Raw genomic sequence first — 15,141 nt, forward strand, 5'->3', positions numbered from 1 at the left:
CTAACCCGGTGTCGGGGATGTTTGAGTCACTGAAAAGGGCATACTGGAAGTGGCGCTCCCGGTGTCCATTCTTAAGGCGCTTCGAGGCCTGGAGGATGAAGAGGAAGGCCAGGAAGTTCAGGGTGGAGGTAAAGAAGTAGTCTTTTTGGGACATTTACCGCATCATTTAAGATTCCTGAGGGAGGGCTGAAAAGGAGGCACTTTGATCTGATGTTTCCGTTTTTTTGCATACTATCTTTAGTAGTGTGCAAAATTTGAATAGAAAAATCTTTTAAGTTCTAACTTTGGTTAGTACCTCGGTGAAATCCGGATGAGGAAGGCAGTAGGAGTGCTGATGATAACCCTCCTGCTGGGGTCGATAGTGGCGGCAGCCGGAAGCACGGCCTACGCCGCCACCATTGAAAGCCAGACCGACCCGTACGAAGCGTTCTGGGAGATGCTCAACAGGGAGGCCGAACTCGTGGTTCAGTTCAACACCACCGGAAACACCACACTGGCCCAAGAGTTGATTCAAAACTCCCGCCTTGGTGCAGATAACGCGGCAAACATTTCAGCCTTAATCTGGCAGGCGCTGGAAGAACTAAAGGCTTCCGGAGTGAAGACGTACTACACGGCCGAAGAACTTAGAGAAATGGCCCAGAACATCAGCCAGAACGGCCTTCCGGAAGAGACGGTTCAGGCCCTCAAAGAGCAGGGCTGGACTGACGAACAGATTCAAGCCCTGAAAGAATATATTGTCCAAAACGCGGACGAAATCGACGAGGACTTCAACATGACCGCCTTCCTTGAGAAGTTTTCAATGGCGTTCATTGACGTGGCATTCAAATACAACCACTATGAAGCTTGGGCCTTAGAGAAGTGGAAGTGGAACCAGCCCGCTGAAGCTCCGACGGCGAACAATGGAGAACTGATAAACCCCGTTCTGGCGGATCCATGGACATTTTTCTACATGGGATACTACCAGAAGGATTACCAGAAAATGAAGCTTGCTATTAATAACCTGAGGGAAGCAACGTACAAGCTCATAACCGGCCAGTCCGGCACAACCACTTTAATGCTCTACCAAGAAACAGGAATCACTACATTGCAAGGGAAGGTCGAGAACATAACTCCAGTCAAGAATGGTGGCTTAATGTTCAAGACAGTCTCACGCTCAACAACCCCCACACAAGTTACCACGACAACAACCGTTTATTACTGGCCAAGCGCACTGGAGGCCTATGAGCTTGTTGAAGACATTTACACGCTCATAAATGCAAGAAACTACGGTAATGCCAACGTTGAATTGGACTGGATCCTCAATCAGAAAGTCGCAGAGTTAAAGGAAGCACTTGGGGTTGCTGTTATCGAGAGCAACACCGATACAACACCCATCGAGCCAAAACCTCTACCGATCAAGAACCCGATAATCCTGCCAGCAACGCTATCCTCGAAAGAACCTTCCAGCACCATTGCGGATAACTCAATCTCAACAACAGGAATCCAGCCAGAGGGAGTTACACTGCTAGCGCTCACTCCGGAGAACACTGAGGGAATTTTGAAGGTCAGCGGCATTAAGGTCGTGGTTGACAGTAACGCTCCGGGCAAAGTGGAGTACCACGTCGAGGTCGAGCTTAGTGCAGAGAACAACGCAATAAACGATATCAAGATCAGCGTTGACGATTACACCAGCGGCGATTCCGACAGCGGGAGCATCTCGTTCCTGAATTCCGAAGAAACCTACACCTGGGAGAGCAGGAGGTTTTCAGTAACCCACACCATGGACGGGGAACTTCACGTGAGCGGAAAAGTTGAGGTGACCTACACCCCTTCCTGTGGGGCAGTACCCCTCTCAAGTGGGGAACCCGAGACATTGTCGACGTCTCAAAGCTGCGGGCAGAGGACAATAACCAGAGAGTACTCCGCCGTAATAGACCTGACTCCACCCGTGGACTGGAGCAAGGTTCACTTGAGTGTTGAGGCTTCCAGAACCAGCATCACCGAAGGGGAGAGCGTAACTTACAGGGTCGTCGTGAGGAACGAGAATGACGCACCTTTGGACGACCTGGAGTACTCAGTCACAATACCGTACTCCCCAACGAACTCCAGAACGTACTCCGGGGTTGCAAGTGTCAATAAAACTGAACAGGTCATTTTCAGCGAAACTGTAACTTATACAGATGCCAGCACTTACGTCACTCACGCCTCGATCTACTGGAACGGGAAGTCGAAGAGCGCCCAAACAAGCGTTACGGTGACTTCAGATCAAAATGAGGAGAGGTCTATGAACGGTGCATTTAGTTTCTCTCCTTCAACGGTATATGCTGAAGATACTGTGACATTCCACTACGTGGTAACGACCTCAGATGGACAATTATACAACCCAACCGTCACACTTGAAATTGACAATGGTCCGAAGATATTTGAAAAAACCTATTATGGGGTGGTTGTGACTCCAGACAGCCATCTTGAAGACTACACAACTTATACATTTATTAATGCAGGCACATATAGAATAACGTTAAAAGTCAATGGCCTTCCCCTATATTCAAAGACCATTGAAGTAAAAACTCCTCCTGAGCTGGCCTTAAGTCTAGAATGTCCTAACGATCCAGTGTTACTTGGAGAGACCGGAGTATGTGACATTATAGTCAAAAAGAACACTCTCTCATCTGATGTCCCCTATGCGATAACAAGCAAGACGATTGATAATGACAGAGATACCTCGATGGCGATCAGCGTTAATATCCTCAGGGATGTCATTCCAGCAAAATTCAGCAGTAAGATAGCAGAAGTGTTTGTCCCATTTGATGAAAGAATGGCTGAGGCTCTCGAGCTTAGTGATGTGCGGGATTTAACACCCCCAATCAATGTATGGTCGTGTGAAGATGGAACTTGCCACTATACTTTAAAGAGAGCAGATACACCACATTACTTAAAGATTACAGTCAGATTAGGGTCTGATCATTACATAAGTCTGGAGGGAATAGTAGTGGTAAAGTATACAGGAAGTAAGTACTGGAATGTAGATGCTAATGATGGCATCATAAAGGGGACTGCAATGGCATTCTCTCCAGCATTATTATCCGGACTATCCACTTTCTCAGAGATAACTGCCATAGAATCGTCAACAGGAATGACACTCACGCTCACACAAAAAGCCAGAGTTGCATTAGAAGCCACTTTTGGAGTATATGGCAAACTCGTAGGGGGGAGTATAGGAGTATATAATCTAGCCGAGACTATTGAAACCAAGGAATCAACAAAGGAGAAAGCCAAAGGGGTAGCTGAGTATTTCCTAAAGCCCCTGTTCCTTCCAGGAGGGTAATAATATGTCCGAGCCATACCTGCTGATGGTACTTCCTTGGATCTTTTATTTATTCCTAATGTACTTCTTCCGCCGCAGGCTCCTTAAGGAACTCAGGGAAATCAATCGCAGACTATTAAATCTCGAAAACCACATCAGGAGGGAGACAAATGATTAACTACATTCCAATATGGAATTCAATCGTGGTACTAGCATACATGGTTTTAACAGTAAGTATTATGCTTAAGGTACACCCCAGTGCTGGAGAAATGATCTTCATGATCCTTTACAGCATATCGGCAATTGCAATCTCTATTGTATCTTTGGGATATTCCATACTCCTCTTGGTGCCGCTTTTAATATATGGAGTCCTAGCTCACTCTGAAAAAACAAGTCTAACTAACCTTGAAGAAGAAATTAACAAGCTGGAGGGAAAACTATGAAAGTTTACCGTGTTATACTGGCCAGTATAGTAGCAATGAGTTTTCCTACTCTCGTGGAGACAGAAATTTATGGGTGGCTTATTGCACTGATTCTAGTTTTTATACTACCCTGGTTATTTGCCTGGGCACTCTTTGATGATGTTGACGAACTAAAGTTGAGCATAGTCAGACGAGTTCAATTATTGAATCACAAAACACAATCTCAAATAATTCAGAGATAGTCAGACCGCAATTTAGAGAGACAAAACAACACAACTCATGGGGAGAGCGTGAGCTTTGACGTGAGCTTGAGGAATCCGGTGTCGAGGTCCAGGACTGTGACGGTAAAGCTTTTCATTGATGGTGTGAAAAAATCGAGCAAGACCATCACGATCGGTGGTGGGAGCACGGGGAGCGTTACTTTAACCTGGACTGCTCAGGCTGGGGAGCATGACTGGAGGATAGAAGCCTGGGAGGATGGTAAGCTGGAAGCGTCGAGGAGCGGAGGATTAAGCGTGAGCGGGGTCCCTAGCAACTTATTCAACGTTGTTTTGACTGCATATCCTCATGAGCTTGAGGGTGGTGGGGAAGTGTATTTGCAAGTGAAGGCGTGGAATTACGATGGGTCGTTAATCCCAGTTAAAGGCTTTATTGAAGTTGATGGTGACGTGATTAGAAACATTGAAGCCAATATTCCAGTGAATGCTAATGGCGACTCAATACTAACACTCTCCTATAATCTCATTGGAGTCAGCACTCACACAATCAAACTCTTCCTTGACAATTACTACAGAGAACCAAACGGAGCAGGAGAAGAACACTGGAGGGAAGTAAAAGTGGAAGTAAAGGGTTTGATATTGTCCCCACCTTGGATTGCACTCGCAACGTATTGCCCGGGGGACGCCATTACGTATATAGTTTCATAGAACCCACAAACTGTAACCTTAACTCCACCCAACATGCAGGAGGACCTGACAATAACCATCAACATAGATGATGAGCTGGCAAACTACTACTTTGAAGAGAGGCCTTGGGATCCGATTGACAGATACATCTTCAAGGAGAGCTTTGTTGGCCAGTTTGCAGGGTACACGTATCTTGTTAATGTCAAATTCAGCAATGGTGTAACTGTTGGAGATGTGTTTGCAGTGGCTGAGCAATCCGGATTTGATAAGGCAGTAGATGCCGCAACTAAGGGCAAAGCTATCGTCTCAGAGGTTACAAGATTGTCTAGAGCAGGTAAAAAGTTTGTAACAGTAGCCGGAAAATACGGGAAAATCGTCAATGGAGCAATGGTTTTTGTCAGTGGATTTTTCTTAGTAACTGATCTTCATGACTGGCTGTTTGCCCCTGAACCAAACACAGGAAATGACGGAAACAATATTGTGGGAGGGTAGTGAAGATGTGGATCTCCAAAGCCTTTAGGTTTTTGGCAGTACTATCCTCTTTGTATCTTTTTTATAAGGGACTCCAATTGGGCAGTATGAACGAGGCTTTACTGTATTTGCTCCCCGGGATATTCTGGGGTGTTTATTACTATCATTTTGCTCGGGAAGTTCTCAATAAAAAGGGAATATCGTTTGAGGATAAGATTTGGTACCTATTGTTCATGATAATAGGAGTCTCTGCCCTTTTCATAGGAGCAGCACTTTCAAGCACAGGAATACAGTTTTTAATTAGTGTCGCCGTGTGGATTTCCATTCTTGTGATCCTTGGCAGGGCAGAAGAGAGAATCAAAAATTCCATGAAGACATTAAGAACTCACAGTGGTACACTCTTGCCTACGATTTTTGTTGCAACTGGAACATTCCTCTATATAGCAGTTCCTGCTCCACTAAACCTCATATATCTCCTAACCTTTATCGCAATAGGGGGAACGATTTATGAGTGGGAACTTGAAGAGAGAAGCACACGGATGCCAAATCCAGGATAATCGGAATACCTGAGACAGTAACGGTTAAAGGAAGTAAAGAACTGGCATGGGTATTACACTACCACACACTGCTTGAGGATCAAGAAACGCTTAACAATAATACTATTAGGGGGTTGAACGTATTAACAGTGGAGACTGGGTGTACTGATGCTTGAAATCCTTTGGTTTTTAACCCTCTTTCTTGGGGCCATGCTCATGGCTGCCAAGTATCTGACAGGTGATCCTCGGAGGAAGAAAATCCTGCTGGCGACAGCTCCAATCCTAAGCCTGATAATCTCAGGGTTTGCCATAGTGGCATGTATCTTAAAAGAGGAAAAGGTACTAGACGCCTAGTGGGATGATCCAATGAAGGCCAAATACTGGATCATCATCTTTACATTCTATATTTCTGCCACGATAGTCCAAGAGAGAGTTAGTGCATGGAATTTCGCAGGCTTTTTGATCCTTATTCTCGCATTCATAGTGGATCAGAAAAAGAACAGGACTCAAAAAGAACCCTACATAATTGGCAACTCGAACAAAATTGAATATTTAACTCCAGAAGAGCTGGAGAAAAGGTTACAAGACAAAACAGACGAATGAGAGGTTTATAGGTCTCTCCGGACGACGGTCTGGAACAAGAGTTGAAAAATGGTCAAGATATCCGGCGGAATTAAAGTCCCAGCATCTCGGCGATGGCCTCCGCAACCCTCTCCTTTTCCACCAGTTTCTGCTCGCCAGTTTCCATGTCCCTAACGGTTACCTTGCCCCCGGCGAGATCCTTCTTTCCGACGAGGATGACGTATGGAACCCCAAGCCTCCCCGCGTAATCGAGGGCCTTCCCGATCTTCCTGCCGGTGAGCTCATAGTCGGCCCTGATTCCAGCATTCCTGAGGGCGGAAGCTACCTCGATAGCTGCCTTCTTGACCACCACTTCCCTACCTATCGGGATTACGTAAACATCTGGCCTGAGCTTAATCTCCGGAAGAAGGCCCTTCCACTCGAGTATCGGGATGAGCCTTTCGATACCTATTGCGAAGCCTGTGGCGGGGGTAGGCCTTCCTCCAAAGACCTCGATGAGGTTGTCGTAGCGACCGCCGCCGCCTATCGAGCCTATTCCGAGGTCGTTCGGAGCTATGGCCTCGAAGACTACGCTCGTGTAGTAGTCGAAACCGCGCGCTATTCCGAGGTCTATGAGGATCTTCTCCCTAACGCCGTATGCCCCGAGGAGGTCAACCAGCTCGTAGAGCCTTTTTATTTCCTCCTTTGCCGCTTCGCTCGTAAAGAGTTCCTCCGCCTTTGGAAGAACCTCGTCCGGCTCCCCCTTGATCTCGATCAGTGAGAGAACCTTCTCAACTCCGTCATCACCAAGCCCAAAATCCCTCAGGGCGGCGATGAAGTCCTCCCTGCTCATCTTGTCCTTCTTGTCTATGAGCCTCATGAGCCCAACGTCGTCCTCAACACCGAGCATCTTGGCGAACTCGTCGAGGAGAACCCTGTCCCCGATGTTGACCGTGAAGTCCTCAAGGCCGGTCGAGAGGTAGCTCTCAACGAAGAGGGCTATGACCTCGGCATCGGCCTCCACTCTATCGCTTCCGAGGAGCTCCACCCCCGCCTGCCAGAACTCCCTATAGCGGCCGCTCTGCGGCTCTTCATAGCGGAACATGTTCGCCATATAGTACCACTTTATCGGCTTGGGCGCGTTCTGGAAGGAGTTGACGTAAAGCCTGGCAACGCTCGACGTCATGTCCGGGCGAAGTGAGATGTTCCTGCCGCCCTTATCATCGAAGGCGTAGAGCTGCTCAACGACCTCCTCGCCGCTCCTCAGCTGGAAGAGCGTGGTGTATTCAAAGGTCGGCGTGAGCACCTCATGAAAGTTGTATCTCTCAAACACCTCACGTATTCTCTCAAATACCCATCTCCTCTTGGCCATTTCCTCGGGGAGCAAATCTCGCGTTCCCTTAACCTTTTCAAGCCTAACTTTCATCTTCAACCCCCCTTTTCCTGGGAAAAGCGGAAGGGGTTAAAAGTTTAGCCCAAGAGTTTTTGACGTTCTGCTAAGCGGCCGACGTCATGAGCAGGTAAATTCCGACGACGCCCTGAACCATCATCTGCGCCCCAATCGCCATCGTGAACATACCGATTATCCTGATGAACACTCCAAGGGTCGTCTTGCTGACGTTCTTGATCACGTAGAGGGTCACGAACATTGTGAGCGCCGTCAGGAGTATAGCTATGAATATAGCCGCGGTGGCGTGGTAGAGCCCCTTCTCGGCCGTTAGGGTTATCGCCGTTGTTATCGCCGCAGGCCCGGCTATCAGCGGCGTCGCCACCGGGACGGCGGCCAAAGCCAATATGTTCTTCTCCTTTTTGAGGGTCATCATGCCCCCGCTCTCGAGGGCCTCAAGGCCGATCTTGAAGAGCACGAAGCCGCCCGCCACGCGGAGGGCGTTGATGTCGATATGAAATATCTGCTGGAGGATTATCTGCCCGGAAACGGCGAAGAGGAACAGGAGGAGGAAGCCTATGAGGTTCGCCCTCACTATGAGCGTCCTTATGTCCTCTATGTGGAAGTCCTCCCTCAGCAAGCTGACCAGGAGTATCTTGTCGCTCGGGTCTATCATGATGAGCATGAAGAGCGCCGAACTGAGTATCGAAAGCCACTCGCCCATGTCCACCAATGCGGCGAGGGTTTTATAAAGCTATGCCCTAAAGTGTGCATCTCACCTGGAGTAGAGCCACTTGAGGAGCGGAGGGGTTATGACGGTTGTGACAAAAACCATGAGAATTGCAACAGTGAGTGCGTCCGGCCCAATGATTCCGCTGGCCATTGCAACGGCGAGCATGGCAAGCTCCACACCCAAGCGGGGCACCATTCCAACTCCAATCTTCAAAGAGGAGCTCCACCCAAAACCGGCCAGCCTAGCACCGATACCGCATCCAAGGATCTTGCTCAGTATCGCTGCTACGGTGTATAGAACCGCAAAAAGACCCGCGTGGAGTATGTAGTCCAGCTCTATCCTCATTCCCACCTCCACGAAGAAAAGCGGTATGAAAAGGGAGTATCCGATGACGTTCATGTGATCCATTATCCCCTTCTTCTTGGCACTCTGGCCAAGGGCCAGACCTGTCAGGTATGCACCGAGGATTGAGGCCAAATTCAGATGCTCAGCGAGATAGGCAAAGGCTATTAGAAAGACCAGGGCAAAGGCAGTCTCAGCCTCCGGGAGGTCGATGCGAGAAATCAGTTTAAACGCCCGGTCGGCCAGGCCGGGTCCAAAGTACAGGAAAAAGAACAGCAGGAAGGAGACAGAGATTAAAACCTCTGCGAGACTCGTGTAGTTGACCTCCCCACCCTTTATCATCGAGATTGCAACTGTTAGTATAAGGATCCCGAGAACGTCATCAACTACTGCCGCCGCCAGAATTGTGGTCCCTTCCCTTGTGTTGAGTCGTCTGAGTTCCATGAGCACTTTGACAGTGATGCTGACGCTAGTCGGAGTCATCATCGCACCGTAGAGTACCGCCTCGTGAAGGGGCACAAAGGTATACGCTACAAGGAAACCAAGGGCGAACGCCATCAGAACTCCGATACCCGCTACAACAACACTCTGTCGTCCAACGCGCTTGAACTCCTCAAGCTCGCTCTCAAGACCCGCTATGAAAAGCAGGAGGAGGACACCGAGGTTCGCGAACTGGCCAATGATCGGATTCGTATCAAAAAAGATGCCGATAAGCAGCCCCCCGAATATCTGGCCCAAAACCACAGGCTGACCAACCCGTTCGAACAAATAACCCATCAGCTTTGCTGTTGCAAGCATCAGCGCCATGAGGAGCAGTATCTCCATATCACTCCCTCGAAAACGCCCATTTGAGGAGGAAAGGCGTTACAAGTGTTGTGATTATCACCATACTCACGGGTATTGAGAAAGTGCCCCTATCAAAGACACCTTCGCGAAGTCCTATATTGGCCATTATCAAAGCCACCTCCATCCTGGGAACCATGCCAACACCTATCTGGAGAGCCTCTCTGGGCTGGAACTTTGTAACTATACCGCCTATGCCGCAGCCAACTACTTTACCCGCTATTGCAAAAACGGCGTAAACCGCGGCAAATAATCCAACGTGTCCCAGGATATGTATATCCGTTTCCACACCTATGCTCACAAGGAAGACGGGAATAAACAGGGAATAGCCGATCGTAAGGGTTTTGCCCGTTATCTCCCTAGCCTCAGCGCTCCCAGCTATGAGAAGGCCGGCAAGGTAAGCTCCGGTTATCCCGGCAAGCTGGAACTGTTCGGCGATATATGCAAAGAACAGCATTATAGCTATTGCAAACGCAGGGAGGGTCTCTGGCAGGCCGATCCGTTCAGAGATTCTGAGGGCCTCTTTCACAGCAGGACTTCCCAGGAGGAGGCCAATAAGGAAGAACAAAGTGACCTCTCCAAGAATTATCAGAACATCTACAGGGTAAACACTTCCTTTTGTGTTCATTGCAACAAGAACCGTGAGGATTATTATGCCTAGGACGTCATCAACGACCGCCGCCGCCAAAATCGTCGTCCCCACCCTTGTTCTCAACCTCTTCATTTCCATCAGTATACTTGTTGTGAGACCAACGCTGGTCGCCGTGAGGACACCACCAAGAAAGAGCGCCTGTATGTTGGAGTAGCCCCATGCAAGGGCCCCCACATACCCTAGGATAAAAGGAATAACAACACCGAGCACCGCAACTATAAAGGCAGAAACTCCCACGTTCTTAAATTCCTCTATGTCCGTCTCCAGGCCCGCGAGGAATAGGAGAATGACAACTCCCAGTTCCGCGACAAGTTTTACCCCCTCGTCGTATGCAACTACGTCCAGCACAGAAGGGCCGATGAGAATGCCACCGAGGAGCTGTCCAAGAGCGGCAGGAAAGCCGATGCGAACGGTCAGGTATCCAAAGAGCTTTGCAACTATGAGTATCAGGGCCAGCTCCAGGAAGACGTCCATGATTACCATCCCTTAGCACTTTTAACGAGATCACGCTGAGACTATCCGGATGAGCCTGATAATATCCTTAACCTCGAGCACACCATGGACGTGGCCATTATCATCAATGACCGGAAGATGGTGCTTTCCAGTTTCGATCATTATCTTTATTGCCCGCCCGAGATTGTCGTCAATATTGATGGTTATGGGTTTCCTGACCATGATGTCCCTAACACGCGAAGCATGACTTATAGAGTACTTTTTAAGGAGCCCTATGCCCACTATGGAGTACCTTCTGGGAGGCTCAAAGAAGTGAAGAAGGTCTTTCATCGTTACAAAGCCAAGCAGCCTTCCATTATCGTCAACCACGACGGCAGAACTCTCCTCATCCTTGAGGTTCTGAATGAGCTTGGAGAGGGGATCATCTGGATGAAGAACCAAAAACTCCCTATCCATGACAACACTGACGGGAACCTTCGAGATGTACCTGATGTTGTGACTCATCTCCTCCTTCCTCTTAAGCTGGAGGAGCCTCCTCTTGCTGTGGATTATCTTTATCTTCTTCGCCTTGGCGTTTTTGGATTTCTCCCCCGGCATGCTCCCACTGAGAACCATAGTTCCCAATTCTGTTTAAAGGTTTCGGGAGGTTGTTACCATATTATTGTTAAAAATTTGGACATGCAAAAAGTAGATTAACCAAAAACTTGCCAAAAAGTTTTTAAGGGGTTGCCCATAAACCCCGGCAAGGGAAATATGGTTTCTGAGAAAACCTGCGATGTCGTCATAATCGGCGCCGGCCCGGCTGGACTTTTTGCGGCCTACGAGCTGGCGGAAAGGGGCGATTTTAAGATTTTGATAATCGACGAAGGCGGGGACATCGATCAGAGGATCTGTCCGATGTACGAGCTCGGCTACTGCATAGGCTGCCAGCCCTGCCACATAATGAGCGGCGTTGGCGGTGCCGGAGGACTGAGCGACGGGACGATAAACCTCCGTCCGGACATCGGAGGCGACCTGAGCGAGCTCACCGGCGACGAGAACTACGCCTGGCAGCTCGTCTGGGAAGTGGACAGGATTTTCCTCAGGCACAGAGCACCAAAGAACCTCTTCAAGGGCAACCCCGAACAGGTCAGATACTGGGAGCAGAGGGCGGCCCAGGCGGGGGTAAAGTTCATCCCGATAATCCAGAGGCACATAGGCTCGGACAGAACCCCAGAGGTTATAGCCGACATCAAGAGGCACCTTGAAAGCAAAGGCATTGAGTTCCTCCTCTGGACGAAGGCGCTTGAGTTCGGCCAGGGCTGGGTACGAGTAAAGCGCGGAAACGGCACCTTCGAAATAAAGGCCCGCTATATCATCGCCGCCCCGGGCAGGGGAGGGGCTGAGTGGTTCCACGGGGTGGCGCAGAGGATGGGCCTCAATGCCAGACACGGGCCGATCGACGTCGGTGTGAGGGTTGAAGTGCCCGCGATAATCATGGAGCCCATAACGAGCATAAACCACGACCCCAAGTTCCACATCTACACCGACACCTACGACGATTTTGTGAGAACCTTCTGCACCAACCCGAACGGCTTCGTCGTCGAGGAGCGCTACGACGGCTACGTCGGCGTCAACGGCCACTCCATGCACGAAAAGAAGAGCAACAACACGAACTTCGCCTTCCTGAGTAGGATAGAGCTGACAGAGCCGGTTGAAGACACGACCGCCTACGGCAGGAGCATAGCCCGGCTGGCAACCACCATAGGCGGGGGAAAGCCAATCCTCCAGAGGCTCGGCGACCTCAGGAGAGGAAGGAGGAGCACGTGGGGGCGCATAAGGAGGAGCGACGTCGAGCCAACCTTAAAGCACGTTACGCCCGGCGATATAGCGATGGCCCTGCCCCACCGCGTCGTTACCAACATCCTGGAGGGCCTTGAAAAGCTCGACCGCGTTCTCCCCGGAGTTGCAAGCGACCACACCCTGCTCTACGCGCCGGAGATCAAGTACTACGCCATGAAGGTTGAGGTCGATGAAAACCTTGAGACGAGCATCGAGGGAATCTTTGCCGCCGGCGACGGCGCCGGGCTGAGCAGGGACATAGTGAACGCGGCCGCGACAGGCATTCTCGCCGCCAGGGGAATACTCAAGAAGGAGGGCCTCTACACCGAGAAGGACTTCAGGAAGCCGGGGAACTGGAAGGAACGAGTAGAGTCCACAGACTAACGGTTATCTTTTCTTTTGGGATTCTTATCCCTCTGCTCGGGCACCGTTTGTACCCACAAGGTATATTTAGATCCAGCGCGGATGTTGGTATGAGTGGTTTGGCATGAGCGAGATAATTCAACGACTTTTGCGAAAGAAGGACGGCATTGCCCTGGTAGAGTACCGCTCAACGGACCATCCCGAGAGGATATTCTACGAGATACTAATGGGATGGAGAGAAGTGGGAGTAACCCCACTGATAGTCGACATATGGGACACCCTTCACATCTTCACGCAGAACCTCAGGTTTGCAGGTTTGAGCCTTAAACTTGATGACGTGCCAGTGATAAAGGAGAAGGGGACAATAAGGATAGGAAACGTACTCGGCTTGGTGGATGTCATAGAGGACTTTGAACACCATCTGGCATCCTACGGACGGCTGGCGAAGAACGTCCCCGAAAAGAGCAGAAATCACACAATAGTCCTTGGGATGGAGAAGTTCTCATTTACTTTTCTCGACGACCCTCCAAAGCTCGAAAGGTACTTTGAAACCGTAACCCGGAGATACCTCCCGATCAGATGTAAGATGAACTTCCTGTTCCTGAACACCAGCATAGCTTCCGAGTACCTCAGGAAGGGGCTTGAACAGGACTCAGACTATGTCCTCCGGGTTTCTGGAAGACGGGTGGAACTGCTGAAATTCCCGGAGGTGAGCGAGGATGAGATTTGAGGAGTACCTCGGAACCATAAAGCCCGGAGAAAGCGTCCTCATAGAGCATACATCACTCTCAAAACATCCGGTTATCTTCCACCGCATAGGGACAAACTACGGCTGGAACAACATGCTGGTAATCGACATAATAGACTCCCTCATGCCAATCCTGAGGTGGCTCAGCATCTCCGGAACCTCCGTCCCGGACAACATCGCCAGGATAAGAGCAGGGGGAACTTCCCAATGGGGCAGGGTAATACTCGAAGTAGACCCCCACAAGGATCCCGGAATATTCCTAAGCAGGTTTACCCAGAAGTTGCGGGAGCGTTACTCGAAAAACCCGGAGACTGTTACGGTGATACTGAACCCCGAAAGACTGATACCACTCCAAAACAACAATAGGCGTTTTATACTTGCCCTATCCAATCTCGCTTCGGCTTTCGTCGGAAACTCCAAAAGGATAACTTTCTATTTTGTCAACCGAGAGATGGTCGAGGGCATGTATCTGGCCCTTCTTGAGGAGGCGTTTACACGCGTCCTCATCGTCAAAAATGATGGGAGGGTTCTAATAGCCAAGTCCCCCCATCTGGAAGAGGAGGGCATGAGCCTGGAAATATGACCGCGTTTAGGGATTAAAATTAAAAGGCCACCACCTCCTCTATTTTTGGTGAGATGAAATGCCAATGAGGTGCAAGTTCTGCGAGAGACCGGCCTTCATCAAGCTCCACTACCCGAGAACCTACCTCTGCCCCGAGCACTTCACCGAGTACTTCGAGAGGAAGGTGAAGAGGACGATAGAACGCTACAAGTTGATCAGACCGGGCGAGAGGATTCTGGTCGTGGTGAGCGGCGGGAAGGACTCCGCCGTTACCGCCCACGTCCTCAGGAAGCTCGGCTACGACATCGAGTGCCTCCACATCAACCTGGGGATAGGCGAGTACTCCGAGAAGAGCGAGGAATACGCGAGAAAACAGTGCGGAAAGCTCGAAGTCCCCCTACACATCGTCCGCGTTAAAGAGCTGCTCGGAAAGGGCATCGGGGAAGTGAGAACACGCAGACCCACCTGTTCCTACTGCGGCCTGACCAAGCGCTACATCTTCAACAAGTTCGCCTACGACAACGGCTTCGACGTCGTTGCCACCGGCCACAACCTCGACGACGAGGCGAGCTTCATATTCGCCAACCTGATGAACTGGAACACGCAGTACCTGGCAAAACAGGGACCGATAACTCCGGAACAGTTCAACGGAAAGCTCGTGAAGAAGATAAAGCCGCTCTACGAGCTGACCGAGAGGGAGGTGGTCGCCTACGCCCTGGCGAACGGCATAGAGTACCACATCGAGGAATGTCCCCACGCGGTTGGGGCGCCGACCATAGAGTACAAGGGCATACTCAACGAGATGGAGGAGAAGAGGCCGGGAACCAAAATCAACTTCGTGAAGGGCTACCTGAGGAAGAAGGGCCTCTTCGAAGCCGAGCTCCAGGAGGCAGAGCTGAGGGAGTGCAGGGTATGCGGAATGCCGTCGAGCGGAGAGGTGTGCTCGTTCTGCAGGTTCTGGCGCAGGGAGGAGCCCCTGAGCTTCAAGCTGAGGACAAGGGAAGGTATTTAAGGGTTCACTAAGTACAATAGTGCACCAGTGAATGCAGTAACGTT

General features: G+C 50.1%; 17 protein-coding genes. 12 read left to right on the forward strand and 5 right to left on the reverse strand.

Translation table 11 applies throughout. From position 1 onward, the window contains the following. Positions 1 to 8: 8 nt before the first annotated feature. The 8 genes from ACZ5M3_RS04840 to ACZ5M3_RS04875 all read left to right on the forward strand — a co-directional run bounded on the left by ACZ5M3_RS04840 (position 9) and on the right by ACZ5M3_RS04875 (position 6,223). Entirely contained in the window at positions 9 to 140 is a 132-nt protein-coding gene (locus ACZ5M3_RS04840) for a hypothetical protein (protein WP_464841088.1), read from the forward strand. A 170-nt stretch (positions 141 to 310) separates the two neighbouring features. Next, complete coding sequence (locus ACZ5M3_RS04845) at positions 311 to 3,307, forward strand: hypothetical protein (protein WP_464840526.1); 2,997 nt, start codon at positions 311 to 313, stop codon at positions 3,305 to 3,307. Positions 3,308 to 3,456: 149 nt separating this feature from the next. Continuing rightward, positions 3,457 to 3,729: a hypothetical protein gene (locus ACZ5M3_RS04850; RefSeq protein ID WP_464840527.1), complete on the forward strand. Its 273-nt coding sequence runs from the start codon at positions 3,457 to 3,459 to the stop codon at positions 3,727 to 3,729. A gap of 269 nt (positions 3,730 to 3,998) precedes the next feature. Further along, on the forward strand, positions 3,999 to 4,634 hold the full coding sequence (locus tag ACZ5M3_RS04855; RefSeq protein ID WP_464840528.1) for a hypothetical protein: 636 nt from the start codon (positions 3,999 to 4,001) through the stop codon (positions 4,632 to 4,634). A gap of 33 nt (positions 4,635 to 4,667) precedes the next feature. After that, positions 4,668 to 5,105, forward strand: coding sequence for a hypothetical protein (locus ACZ5M3_RS04860; protein ID WP_464840529.1), 438 nt, complete (start codon positions 4,668 to 4,670; stop codon positions 5,103 to 5,105). A gap of 86 nt (positions 5,106 to 5,191) precedes the next feature. After that, a complete protein-coding gene (locus ACZ5M3_RS04865; protein WP_464840530.1) occupies positions 5,192 to 5,641 on the forward strand; it encodes a hypothetical protein in 450 nt (149 codons plus the stop codon). A 147-nt stretch (positions 5,642 to 5,788) separates the two neighbouring features. Beyond that, the gene (locus ACZ5M3_RS04870) at positions 5,789 to 5,974 is read left to right on the forward strand and encodes a hypothetical protein (protein ID WP_464840531.1); all 186 of its coding nucleotides are present in this window, start codon (positions 5,789 to 5,791) and stop codon (positions 5,972 to 5,974) included. A gap of 12 nt (positions 5,975 to 5,986) precedes the next feature. Further along, the gene (locus ACZ5M3_RS04875) at positions 5,987 to 6,223 is read left to right on the forward strand and encodes a hypothetical protein (protein WP_464840532.1); all 237 of its coding nucleotides are present in this window, start codon (positions 5,987 to 5,989) and stop codon (positions 6,221 to 6,223) included. A 70-nt stretch (positions 6,224 to 6,293) separates the two neighbouring features. On the opposite strand, the gene hisS is transcribed toward ACZ5M3_RS04875, so the two are convergent. The 5 genes from hisS to ACZ5M3_RS04900 form a co-directional block, all read right to left on the reverse strand. After that, on the reverse strand, positions 6,294 to 7,607 hold the full coding sequence (gene hisS, locus ACZ5M3_RS04880) for a histidine--tRNA ligase (protein WP_464840533.1): 1,314 nt from the start codon (positions 7,605 to 7,607) through the stop codon (positions 6,294 to 6,296). Between the two features lie 70 nt (positions 7,608 to 7,677). Continuing rightward, positions 7,678 to 8,292, reverse strand: coding sequence for a MarC family protein (locus tag ACZ5M3_RS04885; protein WP_464840534.1), 615 nt, complete (start codon positions 8,290 to 8,292; stop codon positions 7,678 to 7,680). A gap of 51 nt (positions 8,293 to 8,343) precedes the next feature. After that, a complete protein-coding gene (locus tag ACZ5M3_RS04890) occupies positions 8,344 to 9,468 on the reverse strand; it encodes a cation:proton antiporter (protein WP_464840535.1) in 1,125 nt (374 codons plus the stop codon). 1 nt (position 9,469) lies between these two features. After that, positions 9,470 to 10,612, reverse strand: a complete 1,143-nt coding sequence (locus ACZ5M3_RS04895; protein WP_464840536.1) for a cation:proton antiporter — start codon at positions 10,610 to 10,612, stop codon at positions 9,470 to 9,472. A gap of 30 nt (positions 10,613 to 10,642) precedes the next feature. After that, positions 10,643 to 11,206 (reverse strand): CBS domain-containing protein, encoded by a 564-nt coding sequence (locus ACZ5M3_RS04900; protein WP_464840728.1) that lies wholly within the window; start codon positions 11,204 to 11,206, stop codon positions 10,643 to 10,645. 138 nt (positions 11,207 to 11,344) lie between these two features. On the opposite strand from ACZ5M3_RS04900, the gene ACZ5M3_RS04905 reads away from it, so the two are divergent. From ACZ5M3_RS04905 to ttuA, 4 genes are all read left to right on the forward strand, one after another. After that, the gene (locus ACZ5M3_RS04905) at positions 11,345 to 12,796 is read left to right on the forward strand and encodes an NAD(P)/FAD-dependent oxidoreductase (RefSeq protein WP_464840537.1); all 1,452 of its coding nucleotides are present in this window, start codon (positions 11,345 to 11,347) and stop codon (positions 12,794 to 12,796) included. Between the two features lie 103 nt (positions 12,797 to 12,899). Next, positions 12,900 to 13,505 carry a DUF257 family protein gene (locus ACZ5M3_RS04910; RefSeq protein WP_464840538.1) on the forward strand — a complete coding sequence of 202 codons (606 nt, stop codon included), beginning with the start codon at positions 12,900 to 12,902 and terminating at the stop codon, positions 13,503 to 13,505. Next, complete coding sequence (locus ACZ5M3_RS04915) at positions 13,495 to 14,106, forward strand: DUF257 family protein (protein ID WP_464840539.1); 612 nt, start codon at positions 13,495 to 13,497, stop codon at positions 14,104 to 14,106. Before ACZ5M3_RS04910 ends, ACZ5M3_RS04915 begins: the two co-directional genes overlap by 11 nt. A gap of 64 nt (positions 14,107 to 14,170) precedes the next feature. Then, complete coding sequence (ttuA, locus tag ACZ5M3_RS04920) at positions 14,171 to 15,097, forward strand: tRNA-5-methyluridine(54) 2-sulfurtransferase (RefSeq protein WP_464840729.1); 927 nt, start codon at positions 14,171 to 14,173, stop codon at positions 15,095 to 15,097. The last annotated feature ends 44 nt before the right edge of the window (positions 15,098 to 15,141 follow it).

This window comes from Thermococcus coalescens, assembly GCF_055392585.1.

What these genes read in the sequence shown, in the direction of transcription:
- ACZ5M3_RS04875 (WP_464840532.1), top strand. Translation starts at nt 5,987, where the DNA reads ATGAAGGCCAAATACTGGATCATCATCTTTACATTCTATATTTCTGCC.
- ttuA (WP_464840729.1), top strand. Translation starts at nt 14,171, where the DNA reads ATGAGGTGCAAGTTCTGCGAGAGACCGGCCTTCATCAAGCTCCACTAC.
- ACZ5M3_RS04895 (WP_464840536.1), bottom strand. Translation starts at nt 10,612, where the DNA reads ATGGACGTCTTCCTGGAGCTGGCCCTGATACTCATAGTTGCAAAGCTC.
- ACZ5M3_RS04905 (WP_464840537.1), top strand. Translation starts at nt 11,345, where the DNA reads ATGGTTTCTGAGAAAACCTGCGATGTCGTCATAATCGGCGCCGGCCCG.
- ACZ5M3_RS04900 (WP_464840728.1), bottom strand. Translation starts at nt 11,206, where the DNA reads ATGGTTCTCAGTGGGAGCATGCCGGGGGAGAAATCCAAAAACGCCAAG.
- ACZ5M3_RS04890 (WP_464840535.1), bottom strand. Translation starts at nt 9,468, where the DNA reads ATGGAGATACTGCTCCTCATGGCGCTGATGCTTGCAACAGCAAAGCTG.
- ACZ5M3_RS04845 (WP_464840526.1), top strand. Translation starts at nt 311, where the DNA reads ATGAGGAAGGCAGTAGGAGTGCTGATGATAACCCTCCTGCTGGGGTCG.
- ACZ5M3_RS04865 (WP_464840530.1), top strand. Translation starts at nt 5,192, where the DNA reads ATGAACGAGGCTTTACTGTATTTGCTCCCCGGGATATTCTGGGGTGTT.
- ACZ5M3_RS04860 (WP_464840529.1), top strand. Translation starts at nt 4,668, where the DNA reads ATGCAGGAGGACCTGACAATAACCATCAACATAGATGATGAGCTGGCA.
- ACZ5M3_RS04850 (WP_464840527.1), top strand. Translation starts at nt 3,457, where the DNA reads ATGATTAACTACATTCCAATATGGAATTCAATCGTGGTACTAGCATAC.
- ACZ5M3_RS04870 (WP_464840531.1), top strand. Translation starts at nt 5,789, where the DNA reads ATGCTTGAAATCCTTTGGTTTTTAACCCTCTTTCTTGGGGCCATGCTC.
- ACZ5M3_RS04915 (WP_464840539.1), top strand. Translation starts at nt 13,495, where the DNA reads ATGAGATTTGAGGAGTACCTCGGAACCATAAAGCCCGGAGAAAGCGTC.
- ACZ5M3_RS04910 (WP_464840538.1), top strand. Translation starts at nt 12,900, where the DNA reads ATGAGCGAGATAATTCAACGACTTTTGCGAAAGAAGGACGGCATTGCC.
- ACZ5M3_RS04885 (WP_464840534.1), bottom strand. Translation starts at nt 8,292, where the DNA reads ATGGGCGAGTGGCTTTCGATACTCAGTTCGGCGCTCTTCATGCTCATC.
- hisS (WP_464840533.1), bottom strand. Translation starts at nt 7,607, where the DNA reads ATGAAAGTTAGGCTTGAAAAGGTTAAGGGAACGCGAGATTTGCTCCCC.